At 62.7% G+C, this 20,756-nt stretch carries 13 protein-coding genes and 3 tRNA genes; 12 read left to right on the forward strand and 4 right to left on the reverse strand.

Features of this window, described 5'->3' with window-relative positions; all coding sequences use genetic code 11:
• A complete protein-coding gene (gene lplT / locus VIM12_RS05420) occupies positions 1 to 1,263 on the reverse strand; it encodes a lysophospholipid transporter LplT (RefSeq protein WP_331940595.1) in 1,263 nt (420 codons plus the stop codon).
• A 159-nt stretch (positions 1,264 to 1,422) separates the two neighbouring features.
• Here lplT and alr point away from each other — a divergent pair, with 159 nt between their 5' ends.
• Both alr and radA read left to right on the forward strand, forming a co-directional pair.
• A complete protein-coding gene (gene alr, locus VIM12_RS05425) occupies positions 1,423 to 2,499 on the forward strand; it encodes an alanine racemase (protein WP_331940596.1) in 1,077 nt (358 codons plus the stop codon).
• A gap of 16 nt (positions 2,500 to 2,515) precedes the next feature.
• The gene (gene radA, locus VIM12_RS05430; protein ID WP_331940597.1) at positions 2,516 to 3,886 is read left to right on the forward strand and encodes a DNA repair protein RadA; all 1,371 of its coding nucleotides are present in this window, start codon (positions 2,516 to 2,518) and stop codon (positions 3,884 to 3,886) included.
• 29 nt (positions 3,887 to 3,915) lie between these two features.
• Here the strand turns inward: radA and hpnE are convergent, their stop codons facing one another.
• From hpnE to hpnC, 3 genes are read right to left on the reverse strand one after another with little or no spacing between them, the layout of a single operon-like run.
• The gene (gene hpnE, locus VIM12_RS05435) at positions 3,916 to 5,226 is read right to left on the reverse strand and encodes a hydroxysqualene dehydroxylase HpnE (RefSeq protein ID WP_331940598.1); all 1,311 of its coding nucleotides are present in this window, start codon (positions 5,224 to 5,226) and stop codon (positions 3,916 to 3,918) included.
• A complete protein-coding gene (gene hpnD, locus VIM12_RS05440) occupies positions 5,226 to 6,059 on the reverse strand; it encodes a presqualene diphosphate synthase HpnD (RefSeq protein WP_331940599.1) in 834 nt (277 codons plus the stop codon). Before hpnD ends, hpnE begins: the two co-directional genes overlap by 1 nt.
• Before the next feature lie 37 nt (positions 6,060 to 6,096).
• Entirely contained in the window at positions 6,097 to 6,939 is an 843-nt protein-coding gene (gene hpnC, locus VIM12_RS05445; RefSeq protein ID WP_331940600.1) for a squalene synthase HpnC, read from the reverse strand.
• Positions 6,940 to 7,090: 151 nt separating this feature from the next.
• On the opposite strand from hpnC, the gene VIM12_RS05450 reads away from it, so the two are divergent.
• From VIM12_RS05450 to VIM12_RS05495, 10 genes are all read left to right on the forward strand, one after another.
• Positions 7,091 to 8,236: an efflux RND transporter periplasmic adaptor subunit gene (locus tag VIM12_RS05450; protein ID WP_331940601.1), complete on the forward strand. Its 1,146-nt coding sequence runs from the start codon at positions 7,091 to 7,093 to the stop codon at positions 8,234 to 8,236.
• Entirely contained in the window at positions 8,233 to 11,337 is a 3,105-nt protein-coding gene (locus tag VIM12_RS05455) for an efflux RND transporter permease subunit (RefSeq protein ID WP_331940602.1), read from the forward strand. Before VIM12_RS05450 ends, VIM12_RS05455 begins: the two co-directional genes overlap by 4 nt.
• Positions 11,338 to 11,520: 183 nt before the next feature.
• Positions 11,521 to 11,607: transfer RNA gene (locus VIM12_RS05460), tRNA-Leu, on the forward strand.
• 28 nt (positions 11,608 to 11,635) lie between these two features.
• A complete protein-coding gene (gene tig, locus VIM12_RS05465) occupies positions 11,636 to 12,979 on the forward strand; it encodes a trigger factor (protein ID WP_331940603.1) in 1,344 nt (447 codons plus the stop codon).
• 30 nt (positions 12,980 to 13,009) lie between these two features.
• Complete coding sequence (gene clpP, locus VIM12_RS05470) at positions 13,010 to 13,636, forward strand: ATP-dependent Clp endopeptidase proteolytic subunit ClpP (protein ID WP_331940604.1); 627 nt, start codon at positions 13,010 to 13,012, stop codon at positions 13,634 to 13,636.
• Positions 13,637 to 13,797: 161 nt separating this feature from the next.
• Positions 13,798 to 15,066, forward strand: coding sequence for an ATP-dependent Clp protease ATP-binding subunit ClpX (gene clpX / locus VIM12_RS05475; RefSeq protein WP_331940605.1), 1,269 nt, complete (start codon positions 13,798 to 13,800; stop codon positions 15,064 to 15,066).
• Between the two features lie 305 nt (positions 15,067 to 15,371).
• Positions 15,372 to 17,708 (forward strand): endopeptidase La, encoded by a 2,337-nt coding sequence (gene lon, locus VIM12_RS05480; RefSeq protein ID WP_414691755.1) that lies wholly within the window; start codon positions 15,372 to 15,374, stop codon positions 17,706 to 17,708.
• A 186-nt stretch (positions 17,709 to 17,894) separates the two neighbouring features.
• Positions 17,895 to 17,970, forward strand: a tRNA-Val gene (locus tag VIM12_RS05485).
• 28 nt (positions 17,971 to 17,998) lie between these two features.
• Positions 17,999 to 18,075, forward strand: a tRNA-Asp gene (locus VIM12_RS05490).
• Positions 18,076 to 18,220: 145 nt separating this feature from the next.
• The gene (locus VIM12_RS05495; protein WP_331940607.1) at positions 18,221 to 20,149 is read left to right on the forward strand and encodes a SurA N-terminal domain-containing protein; all 1,929 of its coding nucleotides are present in this window, start codon (positions 18,221 to 18,223) and stop codon (positions 20,147 to 20,149) included.
• Positions 20,150 to 20,756: the final 607 nt, after the last annotated feature.

Raw genomic sequence — 20,756 nt, forward strand, 5'->3', positions numbered from 1 at the left:
TCAGTGCTTGTGTTCGCCGATCAGCGAGAGGGAGTCGAAGCGGCGCTGGTTGGCATCGTGCCGCCGCATCGTCAGGAACATCATGCCGGCCACGAACAAGCCAAACAGCACGATGACAACATTGATGTCGAGATTGAGCTTCACCATCAGCGCGTACAGCATGAGCATCGTCAGCACCGACAGGTTTTCGTTGAAATTCTGCACGGCGATCGAATGGCCGGCGCTCATCAGGACGTGGCCACGATGCTGCAGCAGCGCATTCATCGGCACGACGAAATATCCGGCGAGTGCGCCGATCAGTACCAGCAGCGGATAGGCGACCCATACGCTGTGCACCAGCGTCATGGTCATCACGATGACGCCCATGGCGACGCCGAGCGGCATCACGGTGAGTGCCTTCTTCAGCGGAACGAAGCGGGCCGCCGCCGTCGCGCCCACGGCCACGCCGACCGCGAAAATGCCCTGCAGGATCGCGGCCTTGTCGAGCGGCATGCCGAGCGACTTCTCTGCCCACTTGAGGACGATGAACTGCAACGTCGCGCCGGCCCCCCAGAACAGCGTGGTGACCGCCAGGGAGATCTGCCCCAGCTTGTCCTTCCAGAGCAGGTTGAAGCAGTTGGCAAAGTCCGCCACGAGGCGGAAGGGATTGCGTTCCTGGTGCGGGTAGCGGGCGCCGGTGTCGGGGATGCGCAGATTGAATGCGGCAGCCAGCAGGTAAGTGAAGGTGATCACCGTCAGCGCCGCTTCGGCCGCGGTATCGATGCCAAGATCCAGCAAGGGGAAATCGAAACCGAGCAAGGCGCTCGAGACACGCGAATTGACCAGCGCGCCTCCCATCACCGTGCCCAGGATGATGGAGGTGACAGTCAGGCCTTCGATCCAGCCATTGGCGGCCACCAGCTTCTCCGGCGGCAGCAGTTCGGTGAGAATGCCGTACTTCGCGGGGGAATAGGCAGCGGCGCCGAAGCCGACTACGGCATATGCGAGCAATGGATGCAATCCTGCGAACATCATCGCGCAGCCGCCGATCTTGATCAGGTTCGTGATGAACATCACGCGGCCCTTCGGCAGCGAGTCGGCGAATGCGCCGACGAATGCCGCGAGCAGGACATAGGAAAGCACGAAGAACAACTTCAGCATCGGCGTCATCCACGCCGGCGAATTCATTGTTGACAACAGAGCGATGGCCGCGATGAGTAGCGCGTTATCGGCGAGCGACGAAAAAAACTGCGCTGCCATGATGGTATAAAAACCGCGATTCATCCGCATATTCAGGTGTACGTGTTCGACTCATCCGTTTCCGGCTTGCTTTATACCATGAATCCTTCGGGCCACAGAGGTTTTCCTCGGCGCTCGCGCGGCGCTCTCCGGTAAAATAAATGCTTGATTTGCTTCACAATTGCCAACCTCAAAAGCCTCTTCATGCCGAGACCCCTTACCGCCACCATCCACCTGTCTGCACTGCGGCATAACCTGTCGGTTGCACGCAAGTCCATGCCCGAATCGAAAATCTGGGCGGTGATCAAGGCCAATGCCTACGGCCACGGACTGGAACGCGCGATGCGCGCATTCGCCGCCGCCGACGGCCTCGCGCTGATCGAGCCCGAAGGCGCCGTGCGGCTGCGCGAGCTGGGTTGGCAAAAACCCATCCTGCTGCTGGAAGGGTTCTTCGATGCGGCCGACGTGCGGCTGCTGTCACACCACCGGATACAGACAGCGGTGCACACGGAGGAGCAGGTGAGGATGCTCGAGAGCGCCGGGCCGGGGGCGGCGATCGACGTGCACCTGAAGATGAATACCGGGATGAATCGGCTCGGTTTCATGCCAGCGGAATTTCGCGTCGTATGGGAAAAGGTGCGGGCGCTGCCCGCGGTCGGCAATATTGCGCTGATGACCCATTTCGCCAATGCGGACGAAGTGCTGAACGCGGGCCTGCCGCTGCGGGAACAATTGGCGCGATTTCGTGCCGGCGCAGAAGGGCTGCCGGGCGAGTGGTCGCTGTCGAACTCTGCGGCGGTGCTCGGCTGCCGCGACCTGCGTTCCGATTGGGTGCGCCCGGGGATCATGCTCTACGGGGCGACGCCCGGGGGCAGGAGCGCGGCGGAATTCGGCCTGCAGCCCGCCATGACGCTGGAAAGCGAGATCATCGGCGTGCAGCGCATCGGCGCCGGCGAAGCCATCGGCTACGGCAGCCGCTACATTGCACCGGCGCCGATGACGGTCGGCGTCCTCGCCTGCGGGTATGCGGACGGCTATCCGCGTCATGCGCCCGCCGGCACGCCGGTTCTGGTCGACGGCGTGAGAACCGTCATCGCTGGCCGGGTGTCGATGGACATGATCACGGTGGACCTGACGAATGTACCGGGCGCGCGCGTGGGAAGCAGGGTCGAGTTGTGGGGGCGCGCGCTGCCGATCGACGAGGTGGCGAACGCAGCCGGCACCATCGGCTACGAGTTGATGTGCGCGGTCGCGCCGCGCGTGCGCGTCATCGAGGACTGAACGGGGACCGCACTCCATGGCAAAGCAGAAAACCAACTACACCTGCACCGAGTGCGGGGGCGTCAGCAGCAAGTGGGCCGGGCAGTGTCCGTCCTGCGGTCAGTGGAATACCCTGGTCGAGACGGTCGTCGAGAGTGCCGGCAACCGCTACTCGGGGCAGCACCAGGGGCTGGCCCAGTCGTCGCCGGTGCTGAGCCTGGCCGACATCGAGGCGATCGACGTGCCGCGCTTCGGTACCGGCATCGACGAATTCGACCGGGTCCTCGGCGGCGGCCTGGTGGCGGGCGGCGTCGTCCTGATCGGCGGCGACCCCGGCATCGGCAAATCCACTTTGCTGCTGCAGGCACTGGCCAATATCTCGCGCATCAAGAAGACGCTGTACGTCAGCGGCGAGGAGTCCGGCGCGCAGATCGCGTTGCGTGCCAAGCGCCTCGCGATCGACGCGAAGGAGTTGCAGCTGCAGGCGGAAATCCAGCTCGAGAAGATCCTGGCCACGCTGGCCGAGCACAAGCCGCAGGTGGCGGTGATCGACTCGATCCAGACCATCTACTCCGATGCGCTGACCTCGGCGCCCGGCTCCGTCGCCCAGGTGAGGGAGTGCGCCGCCCAGCTCACGCGCGTTGCGAAGCAGTCTGGCATCACCATCATCATGGTGGGCCATGTGACAAAGGAAGGCGCGCTCGCCGGCCCGCGCGTGCTGGAGCATATTGTCGACACGGTGCTGTATTTCGAGGGTGACACCCACTCCAGCTTCCGGCTGGTGCGCGCATTCAAGAACCGGTTCGGTGCGGTCAACGAACTGGGCGTGTTCGCCATGACGGAGAAGGGCCTGAAGGGCGTGTCCAATCCCTCGGCGCTGTTCCTGTCGCAGCACGACAACCAGGTGCCGGGCTCCTGCGTGATGGTGACACAGGAGGGCACCCGGCCGCTGCTCGTGGAGATCCAGGCGCTGGTCGACACCTCGCATGTGCCGAATGCCCGCCGGCTGTCGGTCGGACTGGAACAGAACCGGCTCGCGATGCTGCTGGCCGTGCTGCACCGCCACGCGGCCATCGCCGCGTTTGACCAGGATGTGTTCATCAATGCGGTGGGCGGGGTGAAGATCACCGAGCCCGCAGCCGACCTCGCGGTACTGCTGGCGATTCATTCATCGATGCGCAACCGGCCGTTGCCGCGCGGCCTGGTGGTGTTTGGCGAGGTGGGCCTGGCAGGCGAGATCCGGCCGGCGCCGCGAGGCCAGGAGCGCCTGCGCGAAGCGGCAAAGCTCGGGTTCTCGCTGGCGCTGATCCCGAAGTCGAATGCGCCGAAGCAGCCGATCGAAGGACTGACGGTGATTGGCGTCGAACGGATCGACGAAGCGTTTACAAAGCTGCGCGAGCAGGATTAGCCGGGCAGGGGTGGCGGCCGAGCCAGGGATCAGGCGAGCAGAAGGGCCGCTGCCTGCACCCCGCTGCGCACCGCGCCTTCCAGTGTGGCCGGGTAGTCGCAGGCCGTATGGTCGCCGGCAATGACCAGCCCTGGCAGGCCGGTGGCATTGCCCATGCGATGCATGCCCGGCGTGCAGGAAAAGGTCGCGCGCTTCTCGCTGATCACCTTCGACCACAGGGGCGCCGAGAGCCCGGGTTGACCGAATGCGCGGGCCAGTTGCGCTGCAAGCGCGGCAGCAAGCGCTTCATGTCCGTCCGCGATTGCTTCCGTCGAGGCGCTGACCACGACCGCGAGCAGGCCGCGCTGCCGCGCATCCAGCATGCCGCGGTCGAACACGAACTGTCCCCATTCGCCGCCGACTGGATCGTCGCGCAGGGCGAAGAACGGATGTCCGAGCGACACGCCGTCCTCATACCGCAGGTAGCAGGTCGTAATCGGTTCAAAGCGCATTGACTGCAATGCGGCGACGTCGACCCATCCCTCCAGCAGTCCCGCCGCATGATGCGGCCCGGTGGCGAGCACGACGCCTTCGAAGGAATGTTCCGCCTCGCCGGACACAACCTTCCAGCCGTCGTCGACGCGGCGCAAGCCCGACACGGCAGTGCCGCTGCGTACTACGCCGCCATGACGCTCGACATAACTCGCCGCCGCTGACGGAAAGAGCGCGGTCAGGTCGCGTCGGGGAATCAGCATGTCGGAAGCTCCCCTGCGGGAGGCGCCGAGACTGTCGCGCAGCACGTTCAGGAAGACCTGGGCCGAAGCGCGCTCCGGCGGGGTGTTCAATGCGGCGATGCACAGCGGCCGCCACATCAGCTGAACCAACCGGTCGGTCTGGTCGAAACGGTCAAGCAATTCGGTGACGCTGCAGTCGGTGTCCTGCCGCCAGTCCATCCATCGCGCGGCACTCGTGAAACGGGCAAGCGCGAGCTTGTCGCCGGCTCGCAGGCCGCGCGCCGACAACAACCCGCCCAGCATGTGCAGGGGCGCGGGCAGTCGCCAGGAGACGAAGTCCATGCCGTCGCCGCATGGCGCATACCGCATCTGCATCGGCAAGCGCAGCAGGGCGGTTTCGGGGGTGATGCCGACCTCCCGCATCAGGCGCAGCGATTCGCCGTAGGCCCCGAGCAGGATGTGCTGGCCATTGTCGAGTGCCATGTCCTGCATCTCGACCTGTCGCGCCCGGCCCCCGAGCGTGCGGGCCGCTTCGAACAGCGTGACGGCCACATCGCCCTTCCGGCACAGTTCGACGGCGGCCGCGCAGCCGGCCCAGCCGCCCCCGACGACCGCAATGTTACGCATCACCCGCGCACATAAGTCTTCCAGGCGAGCCACAGCTTGCGGATCGGCGTCAACGAAACCTTCCGTTCCAGCACGTGAAAACCGTCGCGCTCGATCTCATCGAGCAGCGCGCGGTAGATCGCCGCCATCATCAGGCCGGGGCGCTGCGCCCGGCGGTCCGCGCCCGGCAACAGGGAAAAGGCCTCGTCGTAGGCGGTCCGGGCGCGCTCGGCCTGAAACCGCATCAGCTTCTCGAAATTTTCGCTGTGCCGCGCGTTAAGTATGTCCGCGGCGGTGACGTTGAACTGCTGAAGCTCGTTGACCGGCAGGTAGATCCGGCCCTTGCGGGCGTCTTCCCCGACGTCGCGAATGATGTTGGTCAGCTGGAAGGCCAGGCCGAGCTTCTCGGCATATTGCAAAGTTTCGGGACGGGAGGCGCCAAAAATGCTGGCCGACAGGATCCCGACGACGCTTGCGACATGCCAGCAGTAGCGCTTGAGCCCGGCGTAATCGAGATAGCGCGTCTGGTCGAGATCCATCTCCATGCCGTCGATGATCGCCTGCAGGTGCTCCTCCTGAAGCTTGTACGTCGCCAGGTGCGGATGCAATGCCTGCGTGACCGGGTGCGACGGCTTGCCCTCCCGCATCGCGCGAACCTCCTTGCGCCACCAGGCAAGCTTGTTGCGCGCCACTGTCGCATCCGTGCACTCGTCGACGGTGTCGTCGACCTCGCGGCAGAATGCATACAGGGCAGTTATGGCGCGCCGCCGTTCGGCCGGCAGGAACAGGAAGCTGTAGTAGAAACTCGAGCCGCTCTGAACGGCTTTTTGCTGGCAGTATTCGTCCGGCGACATGAAGGCGTGGTGATGGGCAAATGCGAAAGCCGCTATCCTAGCCGAGTTGCGTCTTTGGCGACAAACGTATTTTCATGCACACGGCGCGCCAGCAGATCAGCGCCCAGTCCCGTGCTCGCAATTGTGGCCGGTGCCGGAACACATCATGGTCAGCCGCCTCGATGCGTTCGAGTATCCGCAGGCCGCCTTGCACCACCAGCCGCAATTCCCAGCCGATCCTGCCGGGCAGGCGCAGCGCGAGGCCGGCGCCGGACAGCATCAGGGCGCGGGCGCGCTCGACCTCGAATCGCATCAGCGCCTGCCATGCATCGCTCAGCTTGCCACCCCCGATGTCGTCCTCGGTCACGCCGAAACGGTCCAGATCTTCCTGCGGCAGGTAGATGCGGCGCTTGCCCCAGTCGACGGCGACGTCCTGCCAGAAATTGATCAGCTGCAGGGCGGTGCAGACGGCGTCCGACTGCCTGCAGTTCTCTTCGCTCGCATTGCCGTAAAGGTGCAGCATCAGCCTGCCGACGGGATTGGCCGAACGCGCGCAATAGTCGAGCAGGTCGGCATAGCGTGCGTAGCGCACGGTGACCACGTCCTGCCGGAATGCCGACAGCAGGTCGCGCAGCGGTTGCAGCGGCAGTGCGTGGGCCTGGACGGTGCGGGCGAGAGCGGCGAATGGCGGCGTCCCGGTCGTTCTGCCGGCTGCAATGTCGTCCAGCCCGGCTTCGTAACGGTCCAGTGCCTGCAGCCGCTCGCCAGGGGAAGCGTGGCCCTCGTCGGCGATGTCGTCGGCGCTGCGCGCGAACGCGTAGATGGCTTCGACCGCAGGTCGCAGTCGCGCCGGAAGGAGCAGCGAGGCGACCGGGAAATTCTCGTAGTGTTCAACGGGCATTCTTTAACTGACCAAAAAGTCATATGCAAACCATCAACGCCTGCTTATAATTACTAACCAATCAGTCAGTAACCGTTGCCGGCGCGTTCAGTGCGGGCAGCCAGCTAAGATCCGCTCCGCAAAATCAGCCCGCATAGTAAAGGAAAAGAACGTGGCCGCACCCAATCCTTCCCGCTTCTTCCGCACGCGCCTGTCCCCGCCGGGTCGCCTGCCACTGCTCGCGCTCGCCGCCGGCCTCGTGCTGGCCGGTTGTACCAAGCCGGTGGAGAAGGTGGAGGAGGCGAGACCTGTCCGGGTGGTGAAAGTCGCGGCCGGCAGCGTCGAGGGCGGCGCCGAGTTCTCCGGCGAGGTCAGGGCCAGGGTCGAGTCCCGCCTCGGTTTTCGGGTCGGGGGCAAGATCGTCAGCCGCAAGGTCGATGTCGGCACGCCGGTCAGGCGCGGCCAGGTCCTGATGCAGCTCGATCCGCGCGACCTGGAGCTGGCGCAGGCGCAGGCGAATGCGGCGCTGAAGGCCGCAGAGAGCAATCGCGACCTCGCGCGTGCCGAGTTGAAGCGCTATCAGGACCTGCGCGAGAAGAACTTCGTCAGCCAGGCCGTCCTCGACAGCAAGGAAACTGCATTCAAGGCAGCGCAGGCAAGCTACGACCAGGCGGTGGCGGCATTGCGCAACCAGTCGAACCAGGCCGGCTACGCGGTACTGGTCGCAGACGCGGACGGCGTCGTAACCGGTGTCGACGCCGAGGTCGGCCAGGTGGTGGCCGCAGGCACGCCGGTGGTGCGCGTCGCCCAGCTCGGCGAGAAGGAGGTCGTGATCGGCATTCCCGAAGACCGGGTCGACGCCATCAAACAGGCGGTCGAAGCAAGGGTCCGGACCTGGGCGCGTCCCGAGCAGGTCATTCCGGGCAAGCTGCGGGAGCTGTCGCCTGTCGCCGACCCGGCGACCCGCACCTACGCCGCGCGCATTGCCATCCCAAAGGCACCGGAAGACGTCCGTCTCGGCATGACCGCATACGTCGCCTTTAGTGAAAAATCCACGGACAATGCCATCCGACTGCCGCTCAATGCCCTGTTCAAGGACAAGTCGGGCACGGCCGTCTGGGTCGTGGAGAATGGCGCAGTGAAGCTCGTGCCGGTGCAACTGGCCGGAACCGCCGGCAATGAAGTGCTGGTCGCCGGCGGCATCGAACCCGGCCAGACCGTGGTGACGGCTGGCGTCAACCAGCTCAAGCCGGGCCAGAAGGTCAGGCTGCTCGCTACTGAAAATACGGCCGCGCTCCCCGCCGGAGCCGCCAAATGAAGGGCGGTTTCAACCTGTCCCGCTGGGCCCTCGAACACATTCCGCTGACCCGCTACCTGATCGTCGCGCTGCTGATCGGCGGCGTGCTGAGCTACGGCCGGCTTGGTCAGGACGAGGATCCGCCGTTCACTTTCCGCGCGATGGTGGTGCGTGCCATCTGGCCCGGCGCCACCGCGCTGCAGATGGCCGACCAGGTAACGGACAAGCTGGAAAAAAAGCTGCAGGAAACGCCCTACATCGACAAGATCCGCAGTTACTCGAAGCCGGGCGAGACACTGATCATCCTGCAGCTGCGCGAGTCGACGCCGCCCAAGGAGACGCCCGGCGCCTGGTACCAGGTGCGCAAGAAGATCGGCGACATCCGCAACACGCTGCCGCCCGGCGTCATCGGCCCGTTCTTCAACGACGAGTTCGGCGACACCTACGGTTCGATCTTCGCGCTCTCAGGGGACGGTTTCAGCTACGCCGAAGTCAAGGATTACGCGGACTTCGTGCGCCAGCAGTTCCTGAAGGTGCCTTCGGTCGCCAAGGTCGAACTGTTCGGCGTGCAGGATGAGAAGATCAACATCGAGTTCTCGCACAAGAAGTTCGCGCAGCTCGGCATCCCCTTCGATGCCGTGGTGGCCCAGATCAATGCGCAAAATGCGGTCGAGGCGAGCGGCGTGCTGGTCACGCCCACGGACAATCTCCAGGTGCGCGTGACGGGCGCCTTGCTGACCCCGAAGGACCTCGAGAACCTCGAGTTGCGCGCCAACGGCACGACGTTCCGGCTCGGCGACTTCGCCAAGGTCAAGCGCGAATACCGCGACCCGCCGCAGGACAAGATGCGCTTCAACGGCAGGGACGTGATCGGCCTCGGTATCTCGATGGAGCGGGGCGGCGACATCATCCAGCTCGGGCGCAACCTCGAAAACACCGTGGCGGCCATGAAGGACAAGCTCCCGGTGGGCATCGAGCTGGAACGGGTATCGGACCAGCCGAAAGCCGTCGCGTCTTCCGTCAATGAATTCCTGCAGACGCTTGCCGAGGCGGTCCTGATCGTGCTCGCCGTGAGTTTCCTTGCGCTCGGCCTGCATACGCGGCCATTCCGTCTCGACGTCAGGCCGGGCCTGGTGGTCGCCCTGACCATCCCGCTGGTGCTGGCGGTGACGTTCCTGTTCATGCGGGTATTCAACATCGACCTGCACAAGATCTCGCTTGGGGCGCTCATCATTGCACTGGGGCTGCTGGTCGATGACGCGATCATCGCCGTCGAGATGATGGTGCGAAAGATGGAAGAGGGTTTCTCGCGCTTCGATGCCGCAACCTTCGCCTATACCTCCACCGCCATGCCGATGCTGACGGGCACCCTGATCACCGCAGCGGGGTTCCTCCCGATCGGCCTGGCCAAGTCGGCGGCAGGCGAGTACACGTTCTCGATGTTCTCGGTCAACGCCATTGCCCTGATCGTGTCCTGGCTCGTCGCCGTCATTTTCACGCCCTACATCGGCTACGTTTTGCTCAAGGTGAAGCCGTCGAGCGGTGCCGACGGTCACCACGAGCTGTTCGAAGGCGGCTTCTACGTCCGTTTCCGCAAGCTCGTGAACTGGTGCGTCGAGTGGCGCAAGACGACCATCGTGCTCACGCTCGGCGTCTTCGCGCTTGGCGTGCTCGGTTTCCGGTTGATCGAACAGCAGTTCTTCCCGGACTCCAGCCGTCCCGAGCTGATGGTCGAGATGTGGCTGCCCGAGGGCAGTTCCTTCAGCGCCACCGAAGCCCAGGCAAAGAAGTTCGAAGCGTTCATCGGCCGCCAGGAAGGCGTGGAAAGCGTCACCACCTACGTCGGCACCGGCAGCCCGCGCTTCTATCTTCCGCTCGACCAGATCTTCCCGCAGACGAACGTATCCCAGATCGTCGTGCTCGCCAAGGATCTGGCGGCGCGCGAGCACCTGCGACTGAAGATCAGCGAAGCATTCAAGACGGACTTCCCGGAAGTGCGCGGGCGGGTGAAGCTGCTGCCGAACGGGCCGCCGGTGCCGTATCCGGTGCAGTTCCGCGTCACCGGCTACGAGGTGGACAAGGTGCGGGCGATCGCCGACCAGGTGAAGGAGATCATGGGCGCCAACCCGAATGCCGTCGGCGTCAACGACAACTGGAACGAGTCGGTGAAGGTGCTGCGCCTGGATCTCGATCAGGACAAGCTGCGGGCACTGGGCGTCAGCTCGCAGTCCGTCATGCGCACCGTCAACACGGTACTGACCGGCAGCACCATCGGGCAGTACCGGGACGGCAACAAGCTGATCGATATCGTCATGCGTCAGCCAGTCGAGGAACGGGCAACCATCAGCGCGGTGAACGAGGCATATATCCCGACTGCCAGCGGCAGGGGCGTGCCGCTCGCGCAGGTCGCGCGCGTCGCCTTCGTCTGGGAGCCGGGCGTGGTCTGGCGCGAGGGGCGGGAATGGGCGATCACCGTGCAGTCGGACGTGGTCGACGGCATCCAGGGACCGACGGTCTCCAGCCAGATCGACCCGGCGCTGGCAAGCCTGCGGCAGCAGCTGCCTGCCGGTTACCGGATCGAACTGGCAGGCGCGGCGGCCGACAGCGGAAAGGCGCAGGAGTCGATCGCCGCCAACGTCCCGCTGGTGATCTTCATCATCTTCACGCTGCTGATGCTGCAGCTGCACAGCTTTTCGCGCTCGCTGCTGGTATTCCTCACCGGCCCGCTCGGCGTGGCCGGGGCGGCGATGGCGCTGCTGCTGCTGCAGCGGCCGTTCGGCTTCGTCGCACAGCTGGGCGTGATCGCCCTGTTCGGCATGATCATCCGGAACTCGGTGATACTGATCGACCAGATCGAGCACGACATCCAGGCCGGCGCGGAGCCGTGGAACGCGATCGTCGAGTCCGCGGTGCGGCGCTTCCGCCCGATCATCCTCACCGCCGCAGCCGCGGTGCTGGCCATGATCCCGCTGTCGCGCTCGGTGTTCTGGGGGCCGATGGCGGTCGCCATCATGGGCGGCCTGATCATCGCCACCGCACTGACGCTGCTGTTCCTGCCTGCCCTTTACGCCGCCTGGTTCAGGGTGCGCAAACCGCAGCCGGAAGTGGCGGTCATCCCGTGAAGAGCGCCCGTCCGCGGGGATTCCGGACTTCAAAAATCGGGACAGCGGTTGAAAAAATACAGTAAAATCCCGCGTTGAAGTTGAAGAGCTACTAACGCATCAAAGTAGGGCGACCAAATGTTCACTTCACGGTCGCCCTTTGCTTTTGTGCAAATCAACGCAGGCACGCGATGCTACATTCCCGCGAGGATGGCGAAATTGGTAGACGCACCAGGTTTAGGTCCTGACGCCAGCAATGGTGTGGGGGTTCGAGTCCCCCTCCTCGCACCACAGAATCTTTAATTTTTGGACAATTCACATGGCAACTGCAGTCGAAACCCTGGAAAAACTCGAGCGCCGCATGACCATCACGGTGCCGCTGGCGGACGTCAAGGATGAGGTGGAAAAGCGCCTGAAGATCCGCGCCCGTACCGCCAAGGCTCCCGGCTTCCGTCCCGGCAAGGTGCCGATGAAGATGGTCGCGCAGCAGTACGGCTACCAGGTCGAGACTGAAGTGTTGAACGACAAGGTGGGTCGCGCCTTCAGCGAGGCGGCAAGCGAGAACAACCTGCGCGTCGCCGGCTTCCCGAAGATCGAGCCGAAGACCGGCACAGGCGAAGGCGTGGTCGCATTCGACGCCACGTTCGAAGTCTATCCCGAAGTGAAGATCGGCGACCTGTCGGGCGTCGAGGTCGAGAAGACGACCAGCGACGTGACCGACGCCGAGATTGACAAGACCATCGACATCCTGCGCAAGCAGCGCGTGCATTACCACGTCAAGGGTGAGCAGGGCGCGCACGGCGACGGCGGCGCGGACGTCTCGGCGCAGAACGGCGACCGCGTGACCGTGGATTTCGTCGGCAAGATCGACGGCGTGGAATTCCAGGGCGGCAAAGCGGAAGACTTTCCGTTCGTGCTGGGCGAGGGCCGCATGCTGGCCGAGTTCGAGACGGCCGCGATCGGCCTGAAGGTTGGCGAGACCCGCACGTTCCCGCTGTCCTTCCCCGAGGACTACCACGGCAAGGACGTGGCAGGCAAGACCGCCGAATTCACGATCACCATGAAGAAGGTCGAGTGGGCGCACATGCCTGAAGTCGACGCCGAATTCGCGAAGTCTCTGGGCATCGTCGACGGCGACCTGCAGAAGATGCGCGACGATATCAAGGCCAACCTCGAGCGCGAGGTCAAAGGGCGCGTCAAATCGAAGACCAAAGACAGCGTGATGGACGCGCTCATCAAGGTCTCCGAACTGGACGTGCCGAACGCCCTGATCGAGCAGGACGTCGATCGGCTGGTCGAGATGGCCCGCCAGGACATGGCACAGCGCGGCATGAACGTGAAGGACATGCCGTTCCCGCGTGAACTGTTCACCGCGCAGGCTGAGCGCCGCGTCCGCCTCGGCCTGATCCTGGCCGAGATCGTCAAGGCCAACAAGCTGGAGGCAACGCCCGACCAGGTCAAGGCGCAGGTCGAGGAGTTCGCGCAGAGCTACGAGGATCCGCAGCAGGTCCTGAAGTTCTACTACAGCGACCGTCGCCGCCTGGCCGAAGTCGAAGCCCTTGTTTTGGAAGAAAACGTCGTTAACTATGTACTCGGAAAGGCGAAGGTCACCGAGAAAGCGGTCGCCTTCGACGAATTGATGGGCAATAACGCACAAGCCTAAGCTGCTTGTGCACTCTCCAAAGGAAAGCACATGTCAGGCATGATGAAAAACTCTGCACTTGATACCGAAATGCTCGGTATGGTGCCGATGGTGATTGAACAAAGCGGCCGCGGCGAGCGCGCGTACGACATCTACTCGCGCCTGCTGAAAGAGCGTGTGATTTTCCTGGTCGGCCCGGTGAACGACCATTCCGCCAATCTGATCGTCGCGCAGTTGCTGTTCCTGGAGAGCGAGAATCCTGACAAGGACATTTCGCTCTACATCAACTCGCCCGGCGGCTCGGTGTCGGCCGGCATGGCGATCTACGACACGATGCAGTTCATCAAGCCGGACGTGTCGACGCTGTGCACCGGACTCGCCGCTTCGATGGGCGCCTTCCTGCTTGCCGCGGGTGCCAAGGGCAAGCGTTACTCATTGCCGAACTCGCGCATCATGATCCACCAGCCGCTCGGCGGGGCGCAGGGGCAGGCAGCGGACATCGAGATCCAGGCACGCGAGATCCTCTATCTGCGCGACCGGCTGAACCACATCCTGGCCGAAAAAACGGGCCGCAGTGTGGAACAAATCAGCAAGGATACAGACAGAGATAATTTCATGTCCGCGGCGGAAGCAGCCGAGTATGGCATGATTGACAAGGTGCTGGCGTCCCGCGCCTGAGCGCGCTGTCCACGTGAAAAACGCCCGGACACGCCTGCGTCCGGGCGTTTTGTTTTATGACGACGGATTCAGTTTTGCTTCCTCAGAATTGTTGAGGAGCGTCGTGACGAATCCGGATTTCGCAGGTAATATCGGTTCAATCTCCATCCAAACCTAGCTCTATGTCTGACAAAAAATCCTCCAGCGGCGAAAAATTGCTTTACTGCTCATTCTGCGGTAAGAGCCAGCACGAGGTAAAGAAACTGATCGCGGGTCCCTCGGTCTTCATCTGCGACGAGTGCATCGATCTGTGTAACGACATCATCCGCGACGAGGCATCGAGCGTGGAATCGGTTGCGGGCGCAAAGTCCGACCTCCCGACGCCCCAGGAAATCTTCGAACTGCTCGGTCAGTATGTGATCGGGCAGGAGACCGCCAAGCGTATCCTTTCGGTCGCGGTCTACAACCATTACAAGCGGCTCAAGCACCTCGGCAAGAAGGACGACGTCGAGCTTGCGAAGAGCAACATCCTTCTGATCGGTCCGACCGGTTCCGGCAAGACCCTGCTGGCCCAGACCCTGGCGCGCATGCTGAACGTACCGTTCGTGATTGCCGACGCGACCACGCTGACCGAGGCCGGTTATGTTGGCGAGGATGTCGAGAACATCATTCAGAAGCTGCTCCAGAACTGCAACTACGAAGTCGAGAAGGCGCAAAAGGGCATCGTCTACATCGACGAGATCGACAAGATCTCGCGCAAGTCCGACAACCCGTCCATCACGCGCGATGTGTCCGGCGAGGGTGTCCAGCAGGCGCTGCTGAAGCTGATCGAGGGCACGATGGCCTCGGTTCCGCCGCAGGGCGGACGCAAGCATCCCAACCAGGATTTCGTGCAGATCGACACGACGAACATCATGTTCATCTGTGGCGGTGCGTTCGATGGCCTCGCAAAGATCATCTCCAACCGCTCGGAGCGGAGCGGCATCGGTTTCTCGGCAAGCGTGAAGAGCCAGATGGAGCGAAACGCGAGCGAGATGCTGCTCGAGGTGGAACCGGAAGACCTGATCAAGTTCGGCCTGATTCCCGAGCTGGTCGGTCGCCTGCCGGTGGTGGCGACGCTGAATGAACTAAACGAGGAAGCCCTAATCCAAATCTTGCTCGAACCCAAGAATGCCCTGATCAAACAGTATGCAAAGCTGCTGCAGATGGAAGGGGCAGAACTTGAAGTACGGCCGGGTGCCTTGCACGCTATCGCCCGGAAGGCAATCGAGCGCAAGACGGGCGCGCGTGGGCTGCGATCAATCCTGGAACATGCGCTGCTGGAAGTGATGTTCGAACTTCCGAATCAGCAGAATGTGGCGAAGGTGGTGATCGACGAAAACACGATTGCCAACGGCGCCAAGCCGCTACTGATCTACCACGAACAACCCAAGGTTTCGGGAGCAAAGTAAGGACCCATGCATTTGAACAAAGTGGACCAAAGCCCGTTTTTTCCTGAAAGCAGTACAATTTGAATCGCAGGAATCACTTCAGGCTTCCGGTAAAAGGCCACCCGAGGGCGACTTCGCGTGTGGCTTTTTTTATTGCGATAAATGAAACAAGATTTTTGTTGCCGCTTGGACTTGAGAATCGGCCCGCTGGGCCAACATCATCAACAAGCTCTTAGATAAGGTTCGCCATGACGACTTCCACAACAGTAATTGAACACACCCAACTGCCGCTGCTGCCGTTGCGGGACGTTGTAGTCTTCCCGCATATGGTGATCCCGCTGTTCGTTGGCCGTCCCAAGTCGATCAAGGCTCTGGAAGCAGCGATGGAACAGGGCAAGAGCATCATGCTCGCCGCCCAGAAGGCCGCTGCGAAGGATGAGCCTTCCGCGAACGATATTTACCAGATCGGTTGTGTTGCGAACATCCTGCAGATGCTGAAGCTGCCGGACGGGACCGTGAAGGTCCTGGTGGAAGGCGCGCAACGCGCCCGCATCCATCGCATCCTCGAACTTGACACCCACTTTGCCGCGGACCTGACGCCGGTCGAGTCCGAGCCGGGCGACGAATCCGAAGTCGAGGCGATGCGTCGCGCGATCGTCCAGCAGTTCGACCAGTACGTCAAACTGAACAAGAAGATTCCGCCTGAAATCCTTACGTCGCTTGCGGGCATCGATGATGCAGGTCGCCTAGCCGACACCATAGCAGCGCACCTGCCGCTTAAGCTTGAGCAAAAGCAGGTGATTCTCGAGATCTTCAATGTCGCCAAGCGCCACGAGCACCTACTCGGGCAGCTCGAAGGCGAGCTCGACATCCTGCAGGTGGAGAAGCGCATCCGCGGTCGCGTAAAGCGCCAGATGGAAAAGTCGCAACGCGAGTATTACCTGAACGAACAGGTGAAGGCGATCCAGAAGGAGCTGGGCGAAGGCGAGGAAGGCGCGGACCTCGAGGAACTCGAGAAGAAGATCATTGCCGCGAAGATGCCGAAGGAAGCGCGCGAGAAGGCACAGGCCGAGCTCAAGAAACTCAAGCTGATGTCGCCGATGTCGGCGGAGGCCACGGTCGTGCGCAACTACATCGACACCATGCTCAGCCTCCCTTGGCGCAAGAAGTCGAAGATCAACAACGATCTGGCCAATGCGGAGAAGGTACTCGAGAACGAACACTACGGTCTCGAGAAGGTCAAGGAACGCATTCTCGAATATCTCGCCGTGCAACAGCGCGTCGACAAGGTGAAGGCGCCGATTCTGTGCCTGGTCGGCCCTCCTGGCGTCGGCAAGACCTCGCTCGGCCAGTCCATCGCGCGCGCCACCAACCGGAAGTTCGTGCGCATGGCGCTGGGCGGCGTGCGGGACGAGGCTGAGATCCGCGGCCATCGCAGGACCTACATCGGCTCCATGCCCGGCAAGATCCTGCAGAGCCTGGCCAAGACCGGCGTGCGCAACCCGCTGTTCCTGCTGGACGAAGTCGACAAGATGGGCCAGGACTTCCGCGGCGATCCGTCCTCGGCATTGCTCGAGGTGCTGGATCCCGAGCAGAATCACACTTTCTCGGACCATTACATCGAAGTCGACTTCGACCTGTCGGATGTCATGTTCGTGGCGACCTCGAACTCGTACAACATTCCGCCCGCACTGCTGGACCGGATGGAAGTGATTCGCCTGTCGGGTTACACCGAGGACGAGAAGACGAACATTGCGTTGCGCTACCTGCTGCCGAAGCAGGTCACCAACAACGGCCTGAAGGAAGACGAGATCTCGGTGCCGGAAGCGACGATCCGCGACATCATCCGTTACTACACGCGGGAAGCCGGCGTGCGCTCGCTCGAGCGGGAACTGTCGAAGATCTGCCGCAAGGTGGTCAAGATGCTGTTGCTGAAGAAACAGGATCGCAAGATCACCCTCAGCCCGAAGAACCTCGACAAGTTCCTTGGCGTGCGTCGCTACGACTTCGGCATGGCGGAGAAGGAAAACCAGATCGGCCAGGTGGTCGGCCTGGCGTGGACGGAAGTCGGCGGCGACCTGCTGACGATCGAGGCAATGACGATGCCCGGCAAGGGCGACGTCATTCGCACCGGTACGCTCGGCGACGTGATGAAGGAATCGATCGAGGCAGCCCGTACCGTCGTTCGCAGCCGTGCCAAGCGCCTCGGCATCAAGAGCGAAGTGTTCGGCAAGACGGACATTCACATCCACGTGCCAGAAGGGGCGACGCCCAAGGACGGCCCGTCCGCGGGTATCGCCATGACGACGGCCCTGGTATCGGTCCTGACCGGCATCCCGGTGCGAGCCGATGTGGCGATGACAGGCGAGATCACGCTGCGCGGTGAAGTGCTGCCGATCGGCGGCCTGAAGGAAAAGCTGCTGGCTGCGCACCGTGGCGGCATCAAGACCGCGCTGATTCCGGAACAGAACGTCAAGGATCTCGCGGACATTCCGGACAACGTGAAGAACAAGCTCGAGATCGTGCCGGTCCGATGGATCGAGAAGGTGCTGGAGATCGCACTCGAGCGGCAGCCGGAAGCGCTGTCCGATGTCGAGGCGGGTGCGGTGGAAAGTGCGGTGGCGCAAGCAGCGGGCACTGCCGATCCGGTAGTGAAGCATTGATTCCCGGCTGATAATTGGGCCAGAGAAAAAGCGCTCTTCGGGGCGCTTTTTCATTGCACCTGCCCGCCCAGGAATATCGTTCGCCAAGGGTGGATAAACTAGTGCAACTTCCGTAAAGATCCTATATACTCTTGTTTTTTCCGGGGTGGTGACAAACGCCGGAAGACATGGCTGACTAAGTGAGCAGGGTGCTTAGCTCAGTTGGTAGAGCGGCGCCCTTACAAGGCGTAGGTCGGGAGTTCGAGCCTCTCAGCACCCACCAGCAGTCATGTGATGCAGTACAAGTTTCAGGAGTGGTAGTTCAGTCGGTTAGAATACCGGCCTGTCACGCCGGGGGTCGCGGGTTCGAGTCCCGTCCACTCCGCCAAGAAAACAGAGAAAGGCGAACGCGAGTTCGCCTTTTTTTGTATGTGGCTCCACATTTCGTTGCGGCCGTCGCAGGCGGTACTTGAATTGTGTCCCTCGATGAACCACGCTGAACCTGCGTTTCGCATTTTGTCCGTGATCTGACCATGTTTGATTTCATTCGCACGCACCAGCGCCTGATGCAGTTCCTGCTGCTGCTCTTTATCTTCCCATCGTTCGCATTCTTCGGGCTCGAGGGCTACACACGTTTCCGCGAGGGCGACAATGCGATTGCCAAGGTCGCCGGGAAACCGATCACGCAGCAGGAGTTCGACACGGCGCAGCGTGAGCAGATGGAGCGCTTCCGGCAGATGTTCGGCCCGCAGTTCGATCCGAAGATGCTCGATACCCCCGAAGCACGGCAGAATATCCTCGAAGGGCTGATTGTCCAGCGCGTCATCGCTGCCGAAGCGGCGGAGCGCCGCCTTGCCGTCAGCGACCAGGCCCTGCAACAGACCATACTCTCCACCCCCGGCCTGACAGGGCCTGACGGCAAGTTCGACGTGGAGCGCTACAAGGGCCTGCTGGCAGCGCAGGGCACGACGCCGACGATGTATGAGGCACGCCTGCGCCAGGAACTGGCATTGCAGCAGGTGAGCAGCGCCGTCCAGGCGACCGCGTTTGCGCCGAACACCGTTGCCGGACGCCTGTCCGACCTGAACGACCAGGAACGGGAAGTCCAGGAGCAGGTGTTCAAGGCGGCGGACTTCGTGTCCCAGGTCAAGGTGACGGACGACATGCTCAAGGCCTATTACGAAAAGAATGCCGCGCTGTTCGAGGTGCCGGAGCAGGTCAAGGCGGAATACGTCGTCCTCGACAGCGCCGCAGTCGCCGCGCAGGTGAGCGTCACCGACGCGGACATCAAGTCGTACTATGAGCAGAACGCGCAGCGCTACACGGAGGAGGAACAGCGCCGTGCAAGCCACATCCTGATCAAGGCCGAACAGGGTGCTTCCGCGTCCGAGAAAGCGGCCGCCAGGGAGAAGGCCGAGAAGCTGCTTGCGCAGTTGCGCAGCAATCCCGGCGATTTTGCGAAGCTTGCGAAGGAAAACTCGCAGGACCCGGGGTCGGCCGAGCGCGGCGGCGACCTCGACTTCTTTGGCAAGGGCATGATGGTGAAATCCTTCGAGGAGACCGCATTCCAGCTCAAGCAGGGTGAGATCAGCAACATCGTGGAATCGGAATTCGGCTTTCATATCATCCAGCTCACCGGCATCAAGCCGGCGCAGGGAAAGAGCCTGGAACAGGTGAAGGACGAAATCGCGGCCGAGATCAAGAAGCAGCTCGCCGCGAAGAAGTATGCGGAAATGGCGGAACAGTTCAGCAACCTCGTCTACGAGCAGGCGGATAGCCTGAAGCCGGCCGCGGAAAAGCTGAACCTGAAAATCCAGACGGCCGACGGTCTGGCTCGCACGCCCAATCCTGCAGCAGGGCAGAACCAGCCGTACAACCACCCGAAGTTCCTTACTGCGCTCTACTCCGACGAGGCGATCAGGAACAAGCGCAATACCGAGGCAGTTGAAGTCGCACCGAATACGCTGATCGCGGGACGTGTCGTCGAGCACAAGCCGGTGACCCGGCGTCCGTTTGAAGAGGTGCAGGCAACGGTGCGCGAACGGGTCGTTCAGGCAGAAGCGCTGGCACTCGCAAGGAAGGCTGGCGAGGAGCGACTGGAGCGCCTGAAGGGAGGCGCCGACGCTGCCGGCTTCTCGGCGACCAAGACGGTGTCTCGGGTGAAGACCCCGGCCATCGAAGCCACCGCGCTGCCGGTCGTCATGAAGGCCGACGCCTCCAAACTCCCGGCCTATGTAGGCGTCGAGCTGGGCAACACCGGTTACGGCATTTATCGCATCACCAAGGTGGCGCAACCGGCACAGCCGGATGCGGCGCGCCGTCAGAACGAGCAGCAGCAGATTGCAAACGCGATCGCGCAGCAGGAGATGGCCGCCTACCTCGAAGGCCTGAAGAAGAAGGCAAAGGTCGAGATCATCAAGCCGTTCACCAGTTCGCCCGAACAGCAGGGCGATCAGAAATAGGACGTCTCCGCCTTAAAAAAAACCGCTCCGATGGGGGCGGTTTTTTTTTGCGATTGTTCTGTTGTCGATGGATGCGCCGAAATGGCGACAAGGGTCTTTTTGCGATCAACATCGCCCGCGCATTCCCAGGCAGTCATGGCGGATCGCATGCGGTAGCCGCTGCAGCCCGACGGTCGCCGTTGCGCAGGATCCGCCTTACGAATTACGGATCGCGTCAGCGTCGGCGCGCTATCCGCGCGGATGCCGCCCGAAGCTCGGCACCTCGATGCTTCGCCTGGACAAGCAGCTACGGCTGCTCCGGGGCAGCGAGTGCATATGCGATGATCCCGCGCCAACGCGAGGGGAGTGGTCAACGGCCCAGTTGTTCCGAACGGTTGCGATGCTGGCCACGCAAGCGGGTCGACGGTCGGCGCACCGACTGAATGGCAATGCAAGCACCGGGCTTCCGGCTGGCTGCCGGCGTAGCCAGGTCAGCGCAGCGGATGGCAGGCAAGGGGCGGGCTCGGGCGCGAGACGTGACCGGGGCAGGCGCGAGTCGAGCAAGACGGTGCCACTGGCGCAGCATGTTTTCTCAGATCACGGCACACGCCGTTCGCTTGGTCGGCGG

The sequence above is a fragment of the Noviherbaspirillum sp. genome, assembly GCF_036563305.1.
In the GTDB taxonomy this organism is placed as follows: domain Bacteria; phylum Pseudomonadota; class Gammaproteobacteria; order Burkholderiales; family Burkholderiaceae_D; genus Noviherbaspirillum.

Excerpts from the sequence above, each read along its gene's own strand:
- clpP (WP_331940604.1), top strand. The coding sequence starts at position 13,010 with ATGTCAGGCATGATGAAAAACTCTGCACTTGATACCGAAATGCTCGGT.
- hpnC (WP_331940600.1), bottom strand. The coding sequence starts at position 6,939 with ATGCCCGTTGAACACTACGAGAATTTCCCGGTCGCCTCGCTGCTCCTT.
- hpnE (WP_331940598.1), bottom strand. The coding sequence starts at position 5,226 with ATGCGTAACATTGCGGTCGTCGGGGGCGGCTGGGCCGGCTGCGCGGCC.
- lplT (WP_331940595.1), bottom strand. The coding sequence starts at position 1,263 with ATGAATCGCGGTTTTTATACCATCATGGCAGCGCAGTTTTTTTCGTCG.
- VIM12_RS05455 (WP_331940602.1), top strand. The coding sequence starts at position 8,233 with ATGAAGGGCGGTTTCAACCTGTCCCGCTGGGCCCTCGAACACATTCCG.
- VIM12_RS05495 (WP_331940607.1), top strand. The coding sequence starts at position 18,221 with ATGTTTGATTTCATTCGCACGCACCAGCGCCTGATGCAGTTCCTGCTG.
- clpX (WP_331940605.1), top strand. The coding sequence starts at position 13,798 with ATGTCTGACAAAAAATCCTCCAGCGGCGAAAAATTGCTTTACTGCTCA.
- radA (WP_331940597.1), top strand. The coding sequence starts at position 2,516 with ATGGCAAAGCAGAAAACCAACTACACCTGCACCGAGTGCGGGGGCGTC.
- alr (WP_331940596.1), top strand. The coding sequence starts at position 1,423 with ATGCCGAGACCCCTTACCGCCACCATCCACCTGTCTGCACTGCGGCAT.
- tig (WP_331940603.1), top strand. The coding sequence starts at position 11,636 with ATGGCAACTGCAGTCGAAACCCTGGAAAAACTCGAGCGCCGCATGACC.
- lon (WP_414691755.1), top strand. The coding sequence starts at position 15,372 with ATGGTGATCCCGCTGTTCGTTGGCCGTCCCAAGTCGATCAAGGCTCTG.
- hpnD (WP_331940599.1), bottom strand. The coding sequence starts at position 6,059 with ATGTCGCCGGACGAATACTGCCAGCAAAAAGCCGTTCAGAGCGGCTCG.